Annotated in this window: 14 protein-coding genes; 2 read left to right on the top strand and 12 right to left on the bottom strand. The window is 56.4% G+C overall.

The genetic code is table 11. The features are described from left to right. Positions 1–191: 191 nt before the first annotated feature. From glgP to asd, 6 genes are all read right to left on the bottom strand, one after another. Positions 192–2,639: a glycogen phosphorylase gene (gene glgP / locus F3J29_RS17525; protein ID WP_166867994.1), complete on the bottom strand. Its 2,448-nt coding sequence runs from the start codon at positions 2,637–2,639 to the stop codon at positions 192–194. Between the two features lie 150 nt (positions 2,640–2,789). Then, the gene (glgA, locus tag F3J29_RS17520) at positions 2,790–4,223 is read right to left on the bottom strand and encodes a glycogen synthase GlgA (protein WP_166867992.1); all 1,434 of its coding nucleotides are present in this window, start codon (positions 4,221–4,223) and stop codon (positions 2,790–2,792) included. 111 nt (positions 4,224–4,334) lie between these two features. After that, positions 4,335–5,618: a glucose-1-phosphate adenylyltransferase gene (gene glgC, locus F3J29_RS17515; RefSeq protein WP_166867989.1), complete on the bottom strand. Its 1,284-nt coding sequence runs from the start codon at positions 5,616–5,618 to the stop codon at positions 4,335–4,337. Between the two features lie 14 nt (positions 5,619–5,632). Next, a complete protein-coding gene (gene glgX, locus F3J29_RS17510) occupies positions 5,633–7,615 on the bottom strand; it encodes a glycogen debranching protein GlgX (RefSeq protein ID WP_166867987.1) in 1,983 nt (660 codons plus the stop codon). Then, entirely contained in the window at positions 7,612–9,801 is a 2,190-nt protein-coding gene (gene glgB, locus F3J29_RS17505) for a 1,4-alpha-glucan branching enzyme (protein WP_166867986.1), read from the bottom strand. The genes glgX and glgB overlap by 4 nt, the downstream gene beginning before the upstream one ends. 261 nt (positions 9,802–10,062) lie before the next feature. Beyond that, complete coding sequence (gene asd / locus F3J29_RS17500) at positions 10,063–11,169, bottom strand: aspartate-semialdehyde dehydrogenase (protein ID WP_166867984.1); 1,107 nt, start codon at positions 11,167–11,169, stop codon at positions 10,063–10,065. Positions 11,170–11,343: 174 nt separating this feature from the next. Here asd and F3J29_RS17495 point away from each other — a divergent pair, with 174 nt between their 5' ends. Then, positions 11,344–11,937: a YhgN family NAAT transporter gene (locus F3J29_RS17495; RefSeq protein ID WP_008457909.1), complete on the top strand. Its 594-nt coding sequence runs from the start codon at positions 11,344–11,346 to the stop codon at positions 11,935–11,937. A gap of 88 nt (positions 11,938–12,025) precedes the next feature. Here F3J29_RS17495 and gntU read toward each other — a convergent pair whose 3' ends face one another. The 5 genes from gntU to F3J29_RS17470 form a co-directional block, all read right to left on the bottom strand. Then, a complete protein-coding gene (gntU, locus tag F3J29_RS17490) occupies positions 12,026–13,366 on the bottom strand; it encodes a gluconate transporter (protein ID WP_166867982.1) in 1,341 nt (446 codons plus the stop codon). Then, positions 13,363–13,896, bottom strand: coding sequence for a gluconokinase (gene gntK, locus F3J29_RS17485; RefSeq protein ID WP_008457913.1), 534 nt, complete (start codon positions 13,894–13,896; stop codon positions 13,363–13,365). Before gntK ends, gntU begins: the two co-directional genes overlap by 4 nt. Positions 13,897–14,046: 150 nt before the next feature. Further along, positions 14,047–15,042: a gluconate operon transcriptional repressor GntR gene (gntR, locus tag F3J29_RS17480; protein WP_008457915.1), complete on the bottom strand. Its 996-nt coding sequence runs from the start codon at positions 15,040–15,042 to the stop codon at positions 14,047–14,049. A gap of 94 nt (positions 15,043–15,136) precedes the next feature. After that, a complete protein-coding gene (locus F3J29_RS17475; protein WP_166867980.1) occupies positions 15,137–15,832 on the bottom strand; it encodes a pirin family protein in 696 nt (231 codons plus the stop codon). 123 nt (positions 15,833–15,955) lie between these two features. Next, positions 15,956–16,993, bottom strand: coding sequence for an oxidoreductase (locus F3J29_RS17470; protein ID WP_166867978.1), 1,038 nt, complete (start codon positions 16,991–16,993; stop codon positions 15,956–15,958). A gap of 357 nt (positions 16,994–17,350) precedes the next feature. Between F3J29_RS17470 and F3J29_RS17465 the strand changes: the two genes are divergently transcribed. Beyond that, entirely contained in the window at positions 17,351–17,848 is a 498-nt protein-coding gene (locus tag F3J29_RS17465; RefSeq protein WP_166867976.1) for a GNAT family N-acetyltransferase, read from the top strand. Between the two features lie 85 nt (positions 17,849–17,933). Here F3J29_RS17465 and ggt read toward each other — a convergent pair whose 3' ends face one another. Beyond that, positions 17,934–19,676, bottom strand: a complete 1,743-nt coding sequence (gene ggt, locus F3J29_RS17460) for a gamma-glutamyltransferase (protein ID WP_166867974.1) — start codon at positions 19,674–19,676, stop codon at positions 17,934–17,936. Between the last annotated feature and the right edge of the window lie 25 nt (positions 19,677–19,701).

The raw sequence follows: 19,701 nt of genomic DNA, 5'->3' as shown, positions 1-19,701 counted from the left end.
TTTACCCTCACCCCGGCCCTCTCCCTAAAAGGGAGAGGGGGAAAGAATCTGCTCCTTTCTCCCGACTAAGCAGGGGGAGGAAGAAGCACCACTATTCCGAGCCCGTTTCCCCCGTGAAGATCGAGGATGAAAAAGCACCGCTATTCTGATCCCCTCTCCCCCGTGGGGAGAGGATTAGGGTGAGGAGCAAACTACAGTCTTACCGGCTTAATATGCCAAATCTCGTCGGCATACTCCTGAATCGTCCTGTCGGACGAGAAATAGCCCATATTGGCGATATTGTGCATAGTGCGGATAGTCCACTCCTCCGGCTGCAGGTAAACCTCATCCACCTTGTCCTGGCAGTCCACATAGCTGCGGTAATCCGCCAGCACCTGGTAGTGATCGCCAAAGTTAATCAGCGAGTCGACTAAGTCCCGATAGCGCCCTGGCTCTCCGGGGCTGAATGCCCCCGTCGCGATTTGCGTCAGTACCTGGCGCAGCTCTTCATCCTTCTCGTAATACTCCCGAGGGTTGTAGCCTTTGCTGCGGAGTGTCTCCACCTCTTCTGCGGTGTTGCCGAAGATAAAGATGTTGTCTTTACCGACGTGGTCGAGCATCTCAACGTTGGCGCCGTCCAGGGTCCCGATGGTCAACGCCCCGTTAAGCGCAAACTTCATGTTACTGGTGCCGGAAGCTTCGGTTCCCGCCAGCGAAATTTGCTCGGAGAGATCTGCCGCCGGGATAATCAACTGGGCGAGGCTGACGCTGTAGTTCGGGATAAACACCACCTTCAGCTTATCTTTAACCTGCAGGTCGTTGTTGATGACCTCCGCAACATCGTTGATGAGGTGGATAATATGCTTCGCCATGTAGTAGGCCGATGCGGCCTTACCCGCAAAAATATTCACGCGTGGAACCCACTCCGCCTCCGGATCGGCCTTGATGCGGTTATAGCGGGCGATCACATGCAGCACATTCATTAGCTGGCGCTTATATTCATGAATGCGCTTAATCTGCACGTCGAACAAGGCATCCGGGCTCACCACGACGTTGAGCTGCTGCCCGATGTAGGTCGCCAGCCGTTTTTTATTCGCGAGCTTGGCTTTACGCACCGCCTGATGCACCGTCGGGTAGTCAATGTGCTGCTTCAGATCGTTCAGCTGGCTTAAGTCCGTCCGCCAGGTCTGCCCAATATTCTCATCCAGCACTTCAGACAGCGCCGGGTTGGCAAGCGCCAGCCAGCGGCGCGGCGTTACGCCGTTCGTTTTGTTGCTAAAACGCATCGGGAAGATACTGGCGAAGTCGGCAAACAGAGATTGCACCATCAGGTTAGAGTGCAGTTCAGACACGCCGTTAACCTTATGGCTGACCACCACCGCGAGCCAGGCCATCCGCACTCGCCTGCCGTTGGATTCGTCGATAATAGATGCCCTGCCCAGCAGCCCCGTGTCGTTCGGGTACTGCTCCTGCAAGGTTTTCAGGAAGTAGTCGTTAATCTCAAAGATTATCTGCAGATGGCGCGGCAGGATCTTGCCGAGCATGTCTACCGGCCAGGTTTCCAGCGCCTCGCTCATCAGCGTGTGGTTGGTGTACGAGAAGACCTGGCAGGTCACCTCGAACGCTTCCTCCCATTCAAACTTATGCTCGTCAATCAGCAGCCGCATCAGCTCCGGAATCGACAGCACCGGGTGGGTATCATTCAGGTGAATCGCAATTTTATCCGCAAGGTTGGCGTAGGTTTTATGCAGCTGATAATGGCGGCTAAGGATGTCCTGCATGGTGGCCGAAACCAGGAAATACTCCTGACGCAGGCGAAGCTCACGCCCCGAGTAGGTGGAGTCATCGGGATACAGTACGCGGGAGACGTTTTCGGAGTGGTTTTTGTCCTCCACCGCCGCGAAGTAATCACCCTGATTAAACTTACCGAGGTTGATCTCGCTGCTCGCCTGGGCGTTCCACAGCCGCAGCGTGTTGGTCGCGTCGGTGTCATAGCCCGGAATAATCTGGTCATAGGCGACCGCCAGAATCTCTTCGGTTTCGACCCAGCGAGACTTTTTCCCTTCCTGCTGAGTACGCCCGCCGAAACGCACTTTGTAGCGCGTATTATGGCGCTTAAACTCCCACGGGTTGCCGTACTCAAGCCAGTAATCCGGCGATTCTTTCTGGCGGCCATCGACGATGTTTTGCTTGAACATCCCGTAGTCGTAACGAATCCCGTAGCCACGCCCAGGCAGCCCCAGGGTCGCCAGCGAATCGAGGAAACAGGCGGCGAGACGCCCCAAACCGCCGTTGCCAAGGCCGGGGTCGTTCTCCTCGTCAATCAACTCTTCGAGGTCAAGGCCCATCTCTTCGAGGGCATTTTTCACATCGTCATAGATACCGAGAGAAAGCAGCGCGTTCGACAGCGTGCGCCCGATCAGAAACTCCATCGACAGGTAGTAAACCTGGCGTACTTCCTGCGAAAGCTGGGCGCGGTTGGAACGTAGCCAGCGCTCCACCAGCCTGTCGCGCACGGCAAAAAGCGTCGCGTTAAGCCACTCGTGTTTATTGGCGATAGCAGGGTCTTTCCCCACCGTAAACATCAGCTTATAGGCAATCGAGTGTTTAAGCGCCTCGACGCTCAGCGTGGGTGATGCATAGGAAAAGGGTGCGTTCATATCAGTGATTCCTGGTGAATACCCTAAATAATTCGAGTTGCAGGCAGGCGGCAAGACCGGAATCCCCAGGCGCATAGCTTACTATGTAACTGGGGTGAACGGGTGCAGCCAACGCACATGCAGCTTGAAGTATGACGGGCATATGGGTAATTACATCAAGCGTTGATAAAGGTCGCGGTATGCCTGCGCCGCTACCTGCCAGCTAAAATCCATATTCATTGCCTGCCGCTGCACAAAACGCCACAGCGACGGGCGGGACCACAGCACGAAAGCACGCCGGATCGCGCGGAGCAGCGACCAGGCATTACTGTCTTCAAACACAAAACCGGTAGCCACACCGTCGGCCAGATTCTCTAGCGATGTATCAGACACGGTGTCGGCCAGGCCGCCGGTTCGCCGCACCAGCGGCAAGGTGCCATATTTCAGACCATAGAGCTGCGTTAAGCCGCAGGGCTCAAAACGGCTCGGGACTAAAATCACGTCGGCACCGCCCATAATGCGGTGGGAAAATGCCTCGTGATAGCCAATCTGGACCCCGACCTGACCAGGATGCTCAGCCGCTGCCGCCAGGAATCCTTCCTGAAGCACGGAGTCCCCGGCGCCGAGCAGCGCGAGCTGCCCGCCCTGCTCCAGTAGCCCTGGCAGCGCCTCAAGCACCAGATCTAGCCCTTTTTGATTGGTTAATCGACTGACTACCGCAAACAGCGGGACTTTATCGTTAACTTTTAGCCCCATCGCCACCTGAAGTTGGCGTTTATTTTCGGCTTTCTCCTCCAGCGAATCGCGGTTATACCGTGAGGCCAGCAGCAGGTCGCTTTCCGGGTTCCAGATCTTGTCGTCCACGCCGTTTAAAATGCCCGACAGCCGCCCTTCACGCTGGCGCTGACGCAGCAGCCCTTCCATGCCATAGGCAAAATGCGGGTCGGTAATCTCCCGGGCATAGGTTGGGCTGACGGCGGTAATGTGGTCGGCATAGTAAAGCCCGGCCTTCAGGTACGAAATTTGGCCGTGGAATTCCAGCCCATTCATGTCGTAGACCCACCACGGCAAATCAATTTCACTTAAGTGATGAGCATAGAACATTCCCTGGTAGGCAAGGTTATGGACGGTAAATACCGACCTGGCTGGCCGACCGCGAACCTCGAGGTAGGCCGGCGTCAGCCCGGCGTGCCAGTCGTGGGCATGCACCACATCGGGATGCCAGAAAGGATCCAGGCCACAGGCCATTTCCGCGCCAACCCAGCCAAGGAGTGCAAAGCGCAGCACATTGTCCTGGTAAGCGAACTGGTTTGTATCGTGGTATGGGCTGCCCGGGCGTTCATAAAGATGGGGGGCATCAATCAGATAAATACCAACGCCGTTGTAGTGTCCGTAGAGCAAGCGCATTGGCCCTGCGAACGTCTGTCGGTGGGCAACCACCTGAGTATCTTCGATTCCTCGCCTGACATCAGGAAAGGCGGGCAGCAGGACGCGCGTATCAACGCCGCCGGCAATCTGTGCCGCGGGTAAAGCGCCCAGCACATCCGCAAGGCCGCCCGTTTTCAGCAAAGGAAACATCTCGGAACAGACATGTAAGACCTGCATTATCGCTCCCATATGGAAAGTCGCGGCGCTGTGTCTTAATCACCAGGCAACGCCGAACGATAAAATAACCGCGCACGGCATCACCGTGCGCAGGCCAATCTTCTACGCGTTTCAGCCCTGCAGCTTCGCCAGCATCTCACGCGTGACCAGTACAATGCCCTCTTCAGAGCGATAAAAACGGCGCGCGTCCTCTTCAGCATTTTCGCCAACCACCATTCCCTCGGGGATCACACAGGCGCGGTCGATGATGCAGCGGCGTAATCGGCAGGAGCGCCCAACAATGACGTCCGGCAGCAGGACGGACGAATCAATGTTGCAAAACGAGTTGATACGCACGCGAGGAAACAGCACCGACTGCACCACGACCGAGCCCGAAATAATGCAGCCGCCGGACACCAGCGAGTTCAGCGTCATGCCGTGGCTGCCGGAACGATCCTGAACGAATTTAGCGGGCGGCAGCGGCTCCATATGGGTTCGGATCGGCCAGGCCTGGTCATACATATCCAGTTCTGGCATCACCGAGGCCAGGTCAAGGTTTGCCTTCCAGTAGGCTTCTAATGTGCCCACATCGCGCCAGTAAGGTTCGGCGTTAGGGTCGGACTGCACGCAGGAGAGCGGGAACGGATGGGCGTAGGCTTCTCCCGCGCGGGTAATTTTCGGGATAATGTCTTTGCCAAAGTCGTGGCTGGAGTTTTCATCCAGGTCATCTTCTTCCAGAAGCCTGAACAGGTAATCCGCATCAAAAACGTAAATACCCATGCTGGCCAGAGACTTACTGCTGTCGTTGGGAATCGTCGGCGGGTTTTCCGGCTTCTCCACGAAATCAATGATTTTTTCGTCGACATCCACCGCCATAACGCCAAACGCGGACGCTTCATGCACCGGCACCGGCATACAGGCAACGGTGCAGCGCGCGCCCTTCTCGACGTGATCGATAAGCATGCGCGAATAGTCCTGCTTGTAGATGTGATCGCCGGCCAGGATAACCACATATTCGGCGTCGTAGCGGCGAATAATGTCGAGGTTCTGGGTTACGGCGTCCGCCGTGCCGCGATACCAGTTCTCGCCGTGCACACGCTGTTGGGCGGGCAGCAAATCCACAAACTCGTTCATCTCTTCGCTAAAGAAAGACCAGCCGCGCTGAATATGCTGCACCAGGGTGTGCGATTGATATTGAGTAATCACCCCAATGCGGCGAATGCCGGAGTTAATGCAGTTGGATAGCGCAAAATCAATAATGCGGAACTTGCCGCCAAAGTGAACAGCAGGCTTCGCGCGCGTCGACGTGAGATCCTTCAGTCGAGTCCCGCGGCCGCCGGCCAAAATTAATGCAACGGATTTAATGGGCAACTGGCGGGCCAGCATCAGCGGATCGTTTTTCTCAAACCTGACCATAACGAACTCCTTTTTCATGACTTGTGGAACACGCAAACTCCGTGCGCAGGACCATGCCATACAACCATCACGACCGGGTTGTCCTCTCCGGCAAACGGAGGAACGGCGCGCCATTCCCCCTCAGGTAGAACGATGTCCGCAACTTCTTCGGTCGCGTTAATTGCGATAAGCCAGCGGTCAGACAGCTGGATTTGCAGGCGGTGTACGCCGTTTTGCCACTCGTCGACGCTCAGGGGCTGCGCCTCTTTGTTCAGCCAGCGAACGTTGCCATCGCCCTCCTCCCACCAGCGATTGGCGGTCAGCGCCGGGATAGCCTGCCGCAGGTGGAGCAGCGCCGCAGTAAAGGCGGTCAGGCCGTCGTTTCCCTGCTCCCAGTCAAGCCAGGTCAGCACGTTGTCCTGGCAGTAGGCGTTGTTGTTGCCGTGCTGGCTATGCCCGTGTTCATCCCCGGCAAGCAGCATCGGCGTGCCCTGCGAGAGCAGCAGCGTGGTGAGTAGGGCGTGCACGCTGTCGCGACGCCGTTCCTTGATAATCAGGCTGGCTTCGAGCCCTTCAAACCCATAGTTATTGCTAAAATTGCTGTTGGTGCCGTCGCGGTTATCTTCGCCGTTGGCTTCGTTATGCTTCTGGTTAAAACTTACGCAATCCCGCAGCGTAAAACCATCATGAGCGGTGATTAAATTAATGCTGGTGGAGGGGAGTCTTTCACCGTGGCGATAAACGTCGCTTGAGCCGGCAAAGCGACAGGCAAAGCCGCCTAAGGAGAGATCCTGCTGGAGCCAGAAGCGGCGCATCCCATCCCTGAAATGATCGTTCCATTCGGCAAACAGAGGCGGGAAGTTGCCGACCTGGTAGCCGCCCTGCCCGATGTCCCAGGGTTCAGCAATCAGCTTTACCTGCGACAGGTGGGGATCGTTTTTGATCGCCTCAAACAGCGGGGCATCCTGCCGAAATTCGGGCGTGCGCCCCATCACCGAAGCCAGATCGAACCGGAAACCGTCCACGTGAAAACTGTCTACCCAGTAGCGCAGGCAGTCGATCATCAGGGCAACCACGCCCGGCGTGCTGAGATTCAGGGTGTTCCCGCAGCCGGTCCAGTTCTGGTAATCGCCGTTGTCCATTAACCAATAATAGCTACGGTTGTCGATTCCGCTCAGCGACAGGGTTGGGCCGTCCTTGTCCAGCTCCGCGCTGTGGTTAAGCACAATGTCGAGGATCACTTCTATACCGGCCTGATGCAGCGCTTTAATCGCGCCTCGAAGCTCATTGGCGGCGGTGTGAGGGTTTTGATCTATCGCGTAATAGCTTTCAACGGCATAGAAAGCGCGCGGGTTGTAACCCCAATAGTTACTCAGCCCAAGCTGTGAAATGCGGGGCTCGGTAACAAAATGCGCCACGGGCAGCAGCTCAAGCGCCGTGATGCCCAGGCGCTTGAAGTAGTCGAGCATCACCGGGTGCCCCAGCGCCGCATAGGTGCCACGCTGCTCTTCCGGGATGCCGGGGTGAAGCAGCGTCAGCCCGCGAACGTGGGCTTCATAGATAACCGTGTTGCCCCACGGCGTTCGGAGCGGCCGGTCGTCCTCCCAGTCAAATTTCTCTCTGACCACCACACACTTCGCCATGTGCGGCGCGCTGTCTTCGAGGTTGGGCTCATCGTAGCCGCAGTGAAAATGCGGATGATCTTCTGCCCCGCCGACGACCACGCGAGCACAGGGATCGAGCAGCAGCTTCGCAGGGTTGAAGCGGTGGCCCTGTTCCGGCGCCCAGGGGCCATGAACCCGGTAGCCGTACAGCTGCCCCGGCTTGCCATCCGGCAAATAGCCATGCCAGATATCCCCAGAACGCGAAGGCATGTCGTAGCGGCGCTCGTGGCCATGCTCGTCGAACAGGCACAGTTCGACCTTTTCCGCATGCACGGAATAGAGCGTGAAGTTAACGCCTTTGCCGTCGAAATACGCCCCGAAGGGGGCCGGGCTGCCTTGGGTAAGCTGCGTCATGCATCCCCCTCGCGGATCAACCAGAGCGTGGACAGCGGCGGCAGCGTAATACACAGCGAATGGTCACGACCGTGGCTCGGCACTGCCTCACTGCGCACCGTACCGCTATTACCGGCATTGCTGCCGTGGTAGTGCATGGAATCGGTATTCAGCTCTTCACGCCAGCGCCCCGGCTGATTGACCCCGAAGCGATAATGGTAGCGCGGCACCGGCGTAAAGTTGCTGGCGACAATCACCTCATTGCCCTCGGCATCACGCCGCACGAAAATAAAGACGGAATTGGCCTTATCTTCCACCACCAGCCATTCAAAACCGTAGACGTCGAAATCCAGCTGATGCAAGGCCGCGTGACGCCGGTAGGTATGATTCAGGTCGCGCACGAGGCGCTGCACGCCGTGGTGCCAGTTGTCGCCCCCCTGCAGCAGGTGCCAGTCGAGGCTGCTGTCATGGTTCCACTCGCGCCCTTGGGCAAATTCGTTACCCATAAACAGCAGCTTTTTGCCCGGAAATGCCCACATCCAGCCATAGTAAGCGCGAAGATTGGCAAACTTCTGCCAGGCGTCTCCCGGCATACGGTCGAGAATCGATTTTTTGCCGTGTACGACTTCATCGTGCGACAGCGGCAATACAAAGTTTTCGGTGCCGTTGTACAACATGCCAAAGGTCATTTTGTCGTGATGATATTGCCTGTGAACCGGGTCGAGCTTCATGTAGTCGAGCGTGTCGTGCATCCAGCCCAGGTTCCACTTAAACCAGAACCCCAGCCCCCCCATACTCGGTGGGCGAGAGACCCCGGCAAAGTCGGTGGACTCTTCCGCCATGGTCACCGCGCCCGGCGTTTGCTCTCCGATGATACGGTTGGTGCTACGCAGAAACTCAATGGCTTCCAGGTTCTCACGCCCGCCGTACTCATTTGGCACCCATTGGCCGCGTTCCCGGCTATAGTCGCGGTAAATCATCGAAGCCACGGCATCCACACGCAGGCCGTCAATGCCAAACCGCTCAATCCAGTAGAGCGCGTTGCCCACCAGATAGTTGCTGACTTCCCGGCGGCCATAATTGTAGATCAGCGTGTTCCAGTCCTGATGGTAGCCCTCTTGCGGATTGCCGTGCTCATACAGCGCGGTGCCGTCGAACTTCGCCAGCCCGGCGTCATCCGTCGGGAAATGCCCTGGTACCCAGTCCAGCAGAACATTAAGCCCGGCTTCGTGGGCGGTTCGGATTAAATAGAGGAAGTCATCGCGGGTGCCGAAACGGCGCGTCGGCGCGTAAAGCCCCTGCGGCTGATAACCCCAGCTGCCGTCAAACGGATGTTCGTTAACCGGCAGCAGTTCAAGATGGGTAAAGCCCATCTCTTTCACGTAGGGAATCAGCTGATCCGCCAGTTCACGGTAGCTAAGCCAGAAATTATTGTCGGTGTGGCGACGCCAGGAGCCAAGATGCACCTCATAAATTGAGATGGGCTGGTCAAAGCCGTTAGCTTTTTGCCGTTCTGGGCCGAGGGAGGTTTTTTCCGGCAGGCCGCAAATCAGCGAAGCCGTTTCCGGGCGCATTTGCGCTTCAAAGGCGTAAGGGTCGGCTTTAATACGCAGCCGCCCTTCGGCGTCCAGCAGCTCAAATTTATAAAGCTGGCCGTTGTGTGCTCCGGGGATAAACAGCTCCCAAATGCCGCTTTCGCGCCGCAGCCGCATCGGATGGCGGCGGCCATCCCAATAGTTAAACTGCCCCACCACGGAAACGCGACGGGCGTTGGGGGCCCAAAGTGAGAAACGTGTGCCGGTCACGCCGTCCATGGTATCTGCATGTGCACCAAGCGTTTCGTAAGGGCGTAAGTGCGTGCCTTCCGAGAGCAGCCAGCTATCCAGCTCCTGAATTAAAGGGCCAAAACGGTAGGGATCGTCAATCAGATTTTCCTGGCCGTGCCAGACAACCGCCAGCTGGTAGCGAAAAGCGTTTTTACGGCGAGGAATTAGCCCGCGGAAGAAGCCACGGGAATCGAAGCAGTCGAGCTGGGCAATTTTACGGCCGGTCTTAGACTCAATCACCCACACTTCAGTGGCATCAGGCAATAGCGCCCGAACTTCAAGCCCGGCGTCAGTTTGGTGCATTCCCAGTAGGGAAAACGGATCGGCAAAATGACCCGCAATTAGCGCATTAATCACGTCTTTTTCCGGCAGAACAGACATGGCATTTTCCTTTTTTATGTGTCACCGATGACCCGCCCTACGCCTGCGTGCGGATACGACACTTATCATTGACCCTGACGAACGGCGCGCAACTCCTGTAAGCCAGTTCGCCCAATACTCGCCAAAACGCTTGCGCGTGATGACTTAAGCATAGCCAACGCTTTATTAACTCCTCGTGAAATTAATTAATGACTTCCGTTGTACCTTAAATTGCAGGCAAAAAAAGAGGGGCCACAAAGCCCCTCTGGTAAATAAGTGTAATTATGCGAGCGACCGCAGCATTCTGCGCAACGGTTCGGCGGCGCCCCACAGCAGCTGGTCGCCAACGGTGAAGGCGGAGAGATACTCCGGCCCCATGTTCAGCTTGCGCAGGCGGCCAACCGGCGTCGACAGCGTACCGGTTACCGCGGCAGGCGTCAGTTCACGCATGGTGATATCACGGTCGTTTGGCACCACTTTCGCCCACGGGTTATGCGCGGCCAGCAGCTCTTCTACGGTAGGAATAGACACGTCTTTCTTCAGCTTGATGGTGAACGCCTGGCTATGGCAGCGCAGCGCGCCTACGCGCACGCACAGACCGTCAACCGGGATCACCGCAGAGGTCGCAAGAATTTTGTTGGTTTCCGCCTGGCCTTTCCACTCTTCACGGCTCTGACCGTTGTCGAGTTGCTTATCGATCCACGGGATCAGGCTCCCGGCCAGCGGCACGCCAAAGTTATCCACCGGCAGTTTGCCGCTGCGGCCAAGTTCGGTGACCTTACGTTCGATATCGAGAATGGCGGAGGCTGGATTTGCCAGCTCGGTAGAAACTTCGCCATACAGCTGGCCCATTTGGTTCAGCAGCTCGCGCATGTGACGCGCGCCGCCGCCGGACGCCGCCTGGTAAGTTGCCACAGAAACCCAGTCAACCAGGTCGTTGGCAAACAGGCCGCCGAGGGACATCAGCATCAGGCTGACGGTGCAGTTACCGCCGACGAAGGTTTTCACGCCTTTGTTCAGCCCTTCCTGGATAACGTGCTGGTTTACCGGGTCGAGGATAATAATCGCGTCATCTTTCATGCGTAGAGAAGAAGCTGCGTCGATCCAGTAACCCTGCCAGCCGCTTTCACGGAGCTTTGGATAGATTTCGTTGGTATAATCGCCGCCCTGGCAGGTCACGATGATATCCAGCGCCTTCAGCGCTTCCAGATCAAATGCGTCCTGCAGTGTACCGCCGGTGGTGCCGGCGAACGTAGGGGCTGCCTGCCCAAGCTGGGAAGTGGAGAAGAAAACCGGACGAATGGCGTCAAAATCGCGCTCTTCCACCATGCGTTGCATGAGTACAGAGCCGACCATACCGCGCCAGCCAATAAAACCAACATTTTTCATAGCGACTTAATCCTGCAGAGATGATTGCGTGTGTAAGCGCTGGCCGTGGGCCAGAACATCACTCCACCTTACAAAATGCAGCCAAAGTCGCAAGTGAAATTAATCAATGATATCCACCGTGTCAGAAACAAAGCTTATTACCAGAAACAACTTGCCAGATTTTGGGGAAAACAGATGACTGAAATCATATCCGCCGCGGTACTCCTGATCCTGATTATGGACCCGCTGGGTAACCTGCCGATCTTTATGTCGGTACTGAAACACACGGAGCCAAAGCGCCGCCGGGCCATTATGATCCGCGAGCTGCTTATTGCTCTGCTGCTGATGCTTATCTTCCTGTTTGCCGGGGAAAAAATTCTTGGTTTCCTGAATTTACGCGCTGAAACCGTGTCGATTTCAGGCGGCATTATCCTGTTCCTGATCGCCATTAAGATGATTTTCCCGGGCCAGGAAGGCAGTTCATCCGGTCTGCCTGCGGGTGAAGAACCGTTTATCGTGCCGCTGGCGATTCCGCTGGTTGCCGGCCCTTCTCTGTTGGCGACGCTGATGCTGCTGTCGCACCAGTACCCAAATCAAATGGGGCATTTAGTGGCCGCGCTGATGCTGGCCTGGGGCGGTACCGTGGCGATTCTGCTGCAATCTTCGCTGTTCCTGCGCCTGTTGGGTGAGAAAGGGGTAAACGCCCTGGAGCGCCTGATGGGGCTGGTGCTGGTGATGATTTCCACCCAGATGTTCCTGGACGGCATCCGCGCCTGGATGCGGGGCTAGCACATCCCTCCCTCTGGGAGAAAGTCTGGTCAGGAGTAATAAAAAAGGCAGCCTCCGAAGAGCGCTGCCTTTTTTTGGTCAGAATACTTTAGCTCAGCAGGCTGAACGCAATCATCCCGACAATCGCCCCGGTGGTACCGAGGATGGTTTCCATCATTGTCCATGTCTTCAGCGTTTGCGCTTCAGTTGCGCCGGTAAACTTACCGAACAGCCAGAAGCCCGCGTCGTTCACGTGGCTCACCACAATAGAACCGCCGGCGATACAAATCGACAGAGCCGCCATTTGAGCGCCGTTATAATTCAGCTGCTCGATAACCGGCATCACCAGGCCAACCGCCGTCAGACAGGCCACGGTAGCGGAACCCTGAATGATACGCACCGCCGCCGCCAGTACGAAGCAGGTAATCGCGATAGGCAGGCCCATCCCGGTCAGCGCTTCGCCCAGTGCCGGACCCACGCCGGAGTCAACCAGCACCTGTTTGAACACGCCCCCGGCACCGATAACCAGCAGGATAATGCCCGCCGGCTGCAGCGCCTGGCCACACACCGCCATCACTTTTTCTTTATCCATGCCCTGACGATACGCCAGGCCATAAATAGCCACCAGGCAAGCCACCAGAATCGCGGTGAACGGGTGGCCGATGAATTCCAGCCATTCATACAGCGTAGAGCCCGGCGTGGTAAAGCGAGCGGCGATAGTTTTCAGGCCAACCAGCACCAGCGGCAACAGGATCAGCGACAGACTGAAGCCAAAGGACGGCAGCTTGCCTTCCCCCAGATGCGGCTCGGAGATGTCTTCCGGAATTTCCAGCGAAACAAATTTGCTGATGAAATTACCGAATAGCGGCCCGGCAATAATCATGCCCGGGATCGCGGCGCACAGGCCAATCAGGATCATCCAGCCAAAGTCAGCGTGCATCTGGGAGGCCAGCAGCATTGGCGCAGGCCCCGGCAGCAGGAACGCCGCAGCGGCAGCGACGCCAGCAAACAAAGGAATCACCAGCTTCACCAGGTTCGTCCCGGTGTGGCGCGCCATTGAAAATGCCACGCTAATCAGCAGCACGATAGCCACTTCAAAGAACAGCGGCAGCGCGCAAATCAGGCCGGCCAGGCCAATCGCATAGTGCGCACGGCTGTGGCCGAAGGATTTCAGCATTTTGACGGCAATCTGATCTACCGCGCCGGTTTCATGCAGAATTTTGCCGAACATGGCGCCGAGGGCCACCACAATCGCCAGGAAGCCCAGCGTCCCGCCCATACCTTTCTGCATGGTGTCGGCGATTTTGTCGAGCGGCATGCCGGAGAAAAGCCCGGCACCAATAGAAACCACCATCAAAGCCACGAAGGCGTGCATACGCGCCTTCATCACTAAAAACAGCAGAAGCAGCACGGAGCCGACCGCGGTTAAAACAAGCGTTAATGTACTCACTCTGCGCTGCCTTGGTTGATCAATGCGAGGGTGCTGGCGACGACGCCGTCCAGCGGCTGATCGATATCCACGATCAGCACATCTTTTTCATCCGCCTGCGGTTCTTGCAGGGTTTCAAATTGGGTCACCAGCATCTGGGTTTTGAAGAAGTGGCCTTTCCGCGCCTTCAGGCGGTTTTCGATCACTTCAAAATCACCTTTCATGTAGATGAAGGAGAGGTTCGGGTTACCGTCACGCAGCAGGTCGCGATAGTGCTTTTTCAGCGCCGAGCAGACGATCAGCGAAACCTTGTTGGTGCGCTGCATCGCAAACGCGGCATCGTTCAACGCTTTCAGCCACGGGGTACGGTCGTCGTCGTTCAGCGGCTCGCCGGAGGCCATTTTCAGAATGTTGCTGCGGGGATGCAGGAAATCGCCGTCAAGAAACGCGGCGTTTAACTGATGGGCAACTTCGCTGGCAACGGCGGATTTACCGCTGCCGGAGACGCCCATCAGGACGTAAATGTGGTGGTCGTGGTTAGTAGTGCTCATGATGGCTCCGACTCTGACACAAAGCAATGCGCCTGGTTTTGTTACGGGTAACTGTTACCGATAACATTTTCCAGCCTGGCTGAGCATTAAGCAATAACCATTAGCTTGCAAAGTGTATAAGTGTGAGCTGCATCAAATAAAAATTTTGGCCTAGATCGAGCCACCAGGCGACAGCGTAAAGCCTAAATCGAGCATTTTCGGGGTAATGATTTCGCCGCGAATACGCGCCAACAGACGCTCCGCCCCGATACGCCCCATGCGCTCTCGCGGGGTCAGCACGCTCGCCAGGCGCGGCTCCATCACCTGCCCGATATCGTGGCCGTGGAAACCGGCAATCGCCATATCTTCCGGGATACGCAGCCCCTGGCGCTGGCATTCAAATGCCGCACCAATCGCTAAGTCATCGTTGGTGCAGAAGATACTGTCGAGCTGCGGATATTCGCGTTTTGCCTGGCGCAGCAGTTCAATGCCGGTGGAATAAGACGAGGAGTTTTCAATCATCACGCTGTACGGCGTCAGACCGGCGTCGAGCATCGCCTGCTCGTAGCCTTTTTGCTTGATGAGGGTACGTTCGTCGAGGCGCGCGCCCAGGTAGGCCACGTGTTTATGACCACGGGCAATAATGCTGGCCGTCATTTGACGAGCCGCCTCGAAGTTATCAAAACCTACGGCGATATCCAGGCAAGGAGAAACGCTGTCCATCAGCTCCACCACCGGAATACCGGCAACTTCAATCATTTTCAGCGTTCTGGGCGTGTGGTTGCGCTCGGTCAGGATCAGGCCGTCGATATTCCAGGACAGCATGGATTCCAGACGCTCCTGCTCCAGTTCCGGCTTATAGCCGTAGTGAGCCAGCATGGTCTGGTAACCGTGGGCATCAATGACGTTTTCAATGCCGCGCAGCACTTCGGCGAATACCTGGTTAGTCAGGGATGGCAGCAGGACGCCAATGGCCCGGCTGGTTGAATTAGAAAGAATATCCGGCGCACGGTTCGGAATGTAGCCCAGTTCATCTAACGCGGCGGCAATTTTAACCTGCAGCGCGGCAGACACCTGATCCGGGTTGCGTAAGAAACGGCTGACCGTCATTTTGGTCACCCCAACGCGATCTGCAACATCCTGTAGTACCGGTCTTTTCTTTTTCATTGTCCTGCGCGACTTGTGAAGTTTCGACAGCCGAGTTTAGCACGGACAAAAGAAAACCCGCCCCTTTTTCAGGGGCAGGTTGTGACGGGTAACGTTATACCGGAGGCAGATCGAACAGCAGGATCTCGCTCGCTTCGTTGGCGTGAACGGAAATCGCCTGTTCATCCCATACGGCGATCGCGTCGCTGGTTTTTGCCTGCGTACCGTTAATGGACACATCGCCTTTTACGACCTGGATCCAGACGCGGCGGTCGGCCGGAATTTGATAAACCGACTGCTCGTCTTTAGCCAGCGCCCAGCGGGACAGTTCCATATCCTGGTAAACCTTCAGCGAACCGTCGCGTGCATCCGGGGAAAGCACCAGCTGGCGCCCCTGAGGCGCATCAAAACGGCGCTGATCGTAGCGCGGCGTAATCCCGGTTTTTTCTGGAATAATCCAAATCTGGTACAGACGCAGCGGCTCGGTCTGGCTGGCGTTGTACTCAGAGTGGCGGATCCCAGTTCCGGCGCTCATAATCTGAAACTCACCCGCAGGTACACGTTCTTTGTTGCCCATGCTGTCCTGGTGCTCAACCGCACCTTCCAGCACATAGGTCAGGATTTCCATGTCTTTGTGCGGATGGGTCCCAAAACCCTGGCCCGCGTCGATCACGTCTTCGTTAATGACCCGCAGCGCCGAGAAGCCCATAAAGTTGGCGTCATAATAGTCGGCAAAAGAGAAGGTATGCCAGCTGTCCAGCCAGCCGTGGTTCGCATGGCCGCGGTCCTGTGCTTTTCTTAAGTAGATCATGGTATGTCCTCCGCAATTCGTTTGATGGGATAAGTGTGGACCCATTTCGCGGAGGATCATAGAGGGTGAAAATTGACTCCTCTGTTCAAAAAAAATGAACGAGTCAGAGGAGCCCAAATGCTATTAGCCGAGGCTTATTGTCGCAGGAGAAGGCTGTTCGAAACCGCGCTCGAGGATTTCCAGATTGGTGAGAGCTTCAATTTCTCTGACGTAATTAGGCTTGCCGCCGATCAGCGTGTCGTACAGCGCATCATAGACGCGGCCATAGTCGCCCACTTCCGGTTTCCACTCCTCGCGCACCGTTTCCCCGGCTTCGTTAACGTACTCCAGCGTCGCCACGCTGCTGTCTGCCCCGAATCCTGGCTCACCCGGCATGATGTAGGCTTTCAGGCTGGTTTCCTGCTGGTCGATGCCGTACTTCACAAACGAACCTTTGGTCCCGTGCACGATAAATTTCGGGTAATCGATTTTCACCAGATGGCTGGTTTTCACGATCGCTTTCAGGTCGCCGTAGAACAGCTGGGCTTCAAAGGTATCGTCCGGATTAGCTTTGTTGCGCAGGCTGCGGATGTCATAGGCGACATGGTCCGGGCGACCAAACAGGGAGATGATTTGGTCCATGGTGTGCACGCCCAGGCCGTAGAAAGCGCCGTCCGCCGGTTTACCAGGATTCGCAGGCGCATCCGGGCGATACATATCGAAGTGGCTTTCAATTTCCACAATCTTGCCGAGCTTGCCGCTCTCGATGGCTTTTTTCATCGTCAGGAAGCAGGCGTCAAAGCGACGGTTCTGGTAAGGCGTCACGACCAGGCCCTTCTCTTTTGCCAGCGCAAACAGCTCGCGCGCTTCGGCAAGCGTCGGGGTGAAAGGTTTTTCCACGAGCACGTTTTTACCCGCTTCGAGCGCTTTTTTCGCGTACTCAAAATGGCTGTCAACGTGGGTGCAAATCACCACCAGTTTGACCAACGGGTCATTGAGAATGTCATCGAGCTGGCTGGTGAAGTGAATGCCCGCGTACTGCGGCTGTTGTTCCAGTTCCGGCTTTTCGCTGCGGCGGAAGATATGGGCCACGTTGAGTTTGTCTTTACGAACCAGAACGAACGGAAGGTGGTAGCGGGTAGTACTTTTACCAAAGCCGATGAAGGCACAGTGCAGAGTCATTTCATTATCCTTTTTGATTTGAGCTGACTGTACCTTACTGCAAAGCCGCGCCACGTTATAGCCGCAGACTTCAAACCATCTTTAATTTTAAAGGTCGGGCGTAGCCAACGCGGCTACGGGTTCAAATAAGAAGGGCAAAAAAAAAGCCAGCACCCGGCTGGCTAAAGTAATACTGGAAGCAATGTGAGCAATGTCGTGCTTTCAGGATGTCTCCGTAGGGGTCTCCCCTGAACGCATGGCAATAATAATCATTATCATTCGCACTTGTAAAGTGTTTTTTGAAAAAAATAGCGTTGACTTGTTGTTCAAAGTCAATGATGTTTAAAAGGTTTTCTATAACTCATTGAGGAGAAAAGGATGAAATCAGTTGTTGTGCGTCACGCCGAACCCGGCGATGCGGAAGCTTTACAGAGAATGTATGCCCATCCGGCGCTTTACCGCGACACGCTGCAGCTACCTCATCCTCCTCTAAAAGCCTGGCTGGACCGAATTACCGACCCCAGACCGGGGAGCCGACATTTGGTGGCATGTATCGACGATGAGATTGTGGGGCAGCTAACGGTCACGGTGGAACAGTCCCCGCGCCGCAGCCACGTCGCCACTTTCGGCATGGGCGTGCATTACGATCATCAAGGGAAAGGCATCGCTTCGGCTTTGCTTAAAGAAATGGTTGACCTGTGCGATAAGTGGCTGCGCGTCGAGCGCATCGAGCTGACGGTGTATACCGATAACGCGGCTGCGCTGGCGGTGTACCGCAAGTTTGGCTTCGAAGTTGAAGGCACCGGGAAGCGATTTGCGCTGCGCGACGGAGAGTATGTGGATGCGTATTTTATGGCGCGTTTTAAGCCGGAATGAGGGTAAAACTCACTCCGACCCTCTCCCTTTTAGGGAGAGGGGGAAAACAAGCGTGTTTATTGCCGCCCTCTCGGTGAGGGGGCAATCAATACCCCGCGGTTAAATCATCCACCGAACGTGGATCAGACGCGCCATACAGCTTCCCGTCCGGCGCAATCATAATGCTCTGCGTGCTGCCCATCGCAGCCTTTACCTCGACGTTTTGCCCCTTCTCTTTCAGCAACCTCAGCGTATCCGGGCTAAAGCCTTTCTCCACCCGCAGTTCATCCGGCAGCCATTGGTGATGGAAGCGCGGCGCATGGGTCGCTTCTGCCACGTTCATGCCAAAATCGATGCTGTTGACCACCATTTGCAGTACTGTGGTAATAATTCGGCTCCCGCCAGGGCTGCCCGTGACCAGCCAGGTTTTTCCGTCCTTCACGACGATGGTTGGCGACATCGAAGATAACGGACGCTTGTGCGGCCCCACTGCGTTGGCCTCCCCACCGACCAGCCCGTAGACGTTCGGCACGCCCGGCTTAGCGGAGAAGTCATCCATCTGGTTGTTCATCAGAATGCCGGTATTACCGGCCACGATCCCGGTGCCGAAGGTGGTATTCAGCGTATAAGTCACCGCCACGGCGTTACCGTCTTTATCCACCACGGAAAAATGCGTGGTCTGGTTACTTTCGTACGGGGCCAGGTTACCCGGCTTGATTTCGCTCGACGGGCGAGCCTTGTTGATATCAATTTTCTCCGCCAGCGATTTCGCATAAGCCTTGCTGGTCAGCGCCTGCCACGGCACCTTCACAAAGTCCGGATCGCCGAGGTACTCCGAGCGGTCGGCGTAGGCATATTTTTCCGCCTCGGCCATGATTTGCAGGGTATCCGCGCTGCCAAAGCCGTATTTCGCCAGATCGAAGTTTTCGAGAATATTGAGGATCTGCACGATGTGGATCCCGCCGGAGGACGGCGGCGGCATGGAATAGACTTCGTAGCCACGGTATTCGCCGCTGACGGGCTTACGCTCAATCGCCTTGTAGTTGGCCAAATCCGCCTTGCTTATCAGCCCGCCGTGCTTCGCCATCTCTTCGCTAATCTGGTCGGCAATCGCCCCTTTGTAGAAAGCATCCGGCCCCTGTTCGGCAATCATCTCCAGACTTTTCGCCAGGTTGGCCTGCACCAGCCTGTCACCTTTCTGCAGCGGCTCTCCGTCCGCTTTCCAGAAGATAGCCTTGCTGTTGGCGTGATTCGGGATCACTTCCGCGCCGTACTGCTTCAGATCGTCCGCCAGCGCGTCGTTCACAATGATGCCGTCCCGCGCCAGTTTGATAGCCGGTTGCACGACTTTATTCAGCGGCAGGGTGCCGTACTTTTCCAGCGCCAGGCTAAACCCGGCCACCGTGCCTGGGGTGCCGGAAGCGAGATGAGAGGTCAACGACTTCTTGCTGTCCGCATTGCCTTTATCATCGAGGAACATATCCCGGCTGGCTTTTTCTGGCGCCATTTCCCGGAAGTCTATCGCGGTTGTTTTGCCGTCTTTGGTGCTCAGCATCATAAAACCACCGCCGCCGATATTGCCCGCCTGCGGGTGCGTGACCGCAAGGGCATAACCCACGGCGACCGCGGCATCTACCGCATTACCGCCCTGCTTTAAAATATCGACGCCCACCTGAGTCGCAGCTGCGTCCACCGAAGCCACCATGCCGTGCTCCGCGCGCACCGGATGGTAAACGTCCATTTCCACGCCATAAGAGACCGGCGGAGGAGCGGCTATAACCGTCAAACACAGCCCGATTGTCATGGCTGGAATCGCTACCCAACGCAAAGTTTTCCACTGCTTTATCATCGTTATATCCTCATTTACCCGGGGA

Source organism: Enterobacter sp. Cy-643, assembly GCF_011752815.1.
In the GTDB taxonomy this organism is placed as follows: Bacteria; Pseudomonadota; Gammaproteobacteria; order Enterobacterales; family Enterobacteriaceae; genus Cedecea.
The sequence above is the reverse complement of the archived record's forward strand: the minus strand, read 5'-3'. Positions and strand labels throughout refer to the sequence as shown.

Bases quoted from the DNA above. Each gene is read 5' to 3' on its own strand.
- glgB (WP_166867986.1), bottom strand. From the start codon at position 9,801: ATGTCTGTTCTGCCGGAAAAAGACGTGATTAATGCGCTAATTGCGGGT.
- glgX (WP_166867987.1), bottom strand. From the start codon at position 7,615: ATGACGCAGCTTACCCAAGGCAGCCCGGCCCCCTTCGGGGCGTATTTC.
- asd (WP_166867984.1), bottom strand. From the start codon at position 11,169: ATGAAAAATGTTGGTTTTATTGGCTGGCGCGGTATGGTCGGCTCTGTA.
- glgC (WP_166867989.1), bottom strand. From the start codon at position 5,618: ATGGTCAGGTTTGAGAAAAACGATCCGCTGATGCTGGCCCGCCAGTTG.
- glgP (WP_166867994.1), bottom strand. From the start codon at position 2,639: ATGAACGCACCCTTTTCCTATGCATCACCCACGCTGAGCGTCGAGGCG.
- gntK (WP_008457913.1), bottom strand. From the start codon at position 13,896: ATGAGCACTACTAACCACGACCACCACATTTACGTCCTGATGGGCGTC.
- ggt (WP_166867974.1), bottom strand. From the start codon at position 19,676: ATGATAAAGCAGTGGAAAACTTTGCGTTGGGTAGCGATTCCAGCCATG.
- F3J29_RS17495 (WP_008457909.1), top strand. From the start codon at position 11,344: ATGACTGAAATCATATCCGCCGCGGTACTCCTGATCCTGATTATGGAC.
- F3J29_RS17470 (WP_166867978.1), bottom strand. From the start codon at position 16,993: ATGACTCTGCACTGTGCCTTCATCGGCTTTGGTAAAAGTACTACCCGC.
- gntR (WP_008457915.1), bottom strand. From the start codon at position 15,042: ATGAAAAAGAAAAGACCGGTACTACAGGATGTTGCAGATCGCGTTGGG.
- F3J29_RS17465 (WP_166867976.1), top strand. From the start codon at position 17,351: ATGAAATCAGTTGTTGTGCGTCACGCCGAACCCGGCGATGCGGAAGCT.
- glgA (WP_166867992.1), bottom strand. From the start codon at position 4,223: ATGCAGGTCTTACATGTCTGTTCCGAGATGTTTCCTTTGCTGAAAACG.
- F3J29_RS17475 (WP_166867980.1), bottom strand. From the start codon at position 15,832: ATGATCTACTTAAGAAAAGCACAGGACCGCGGCCATGCGAACCACGGC.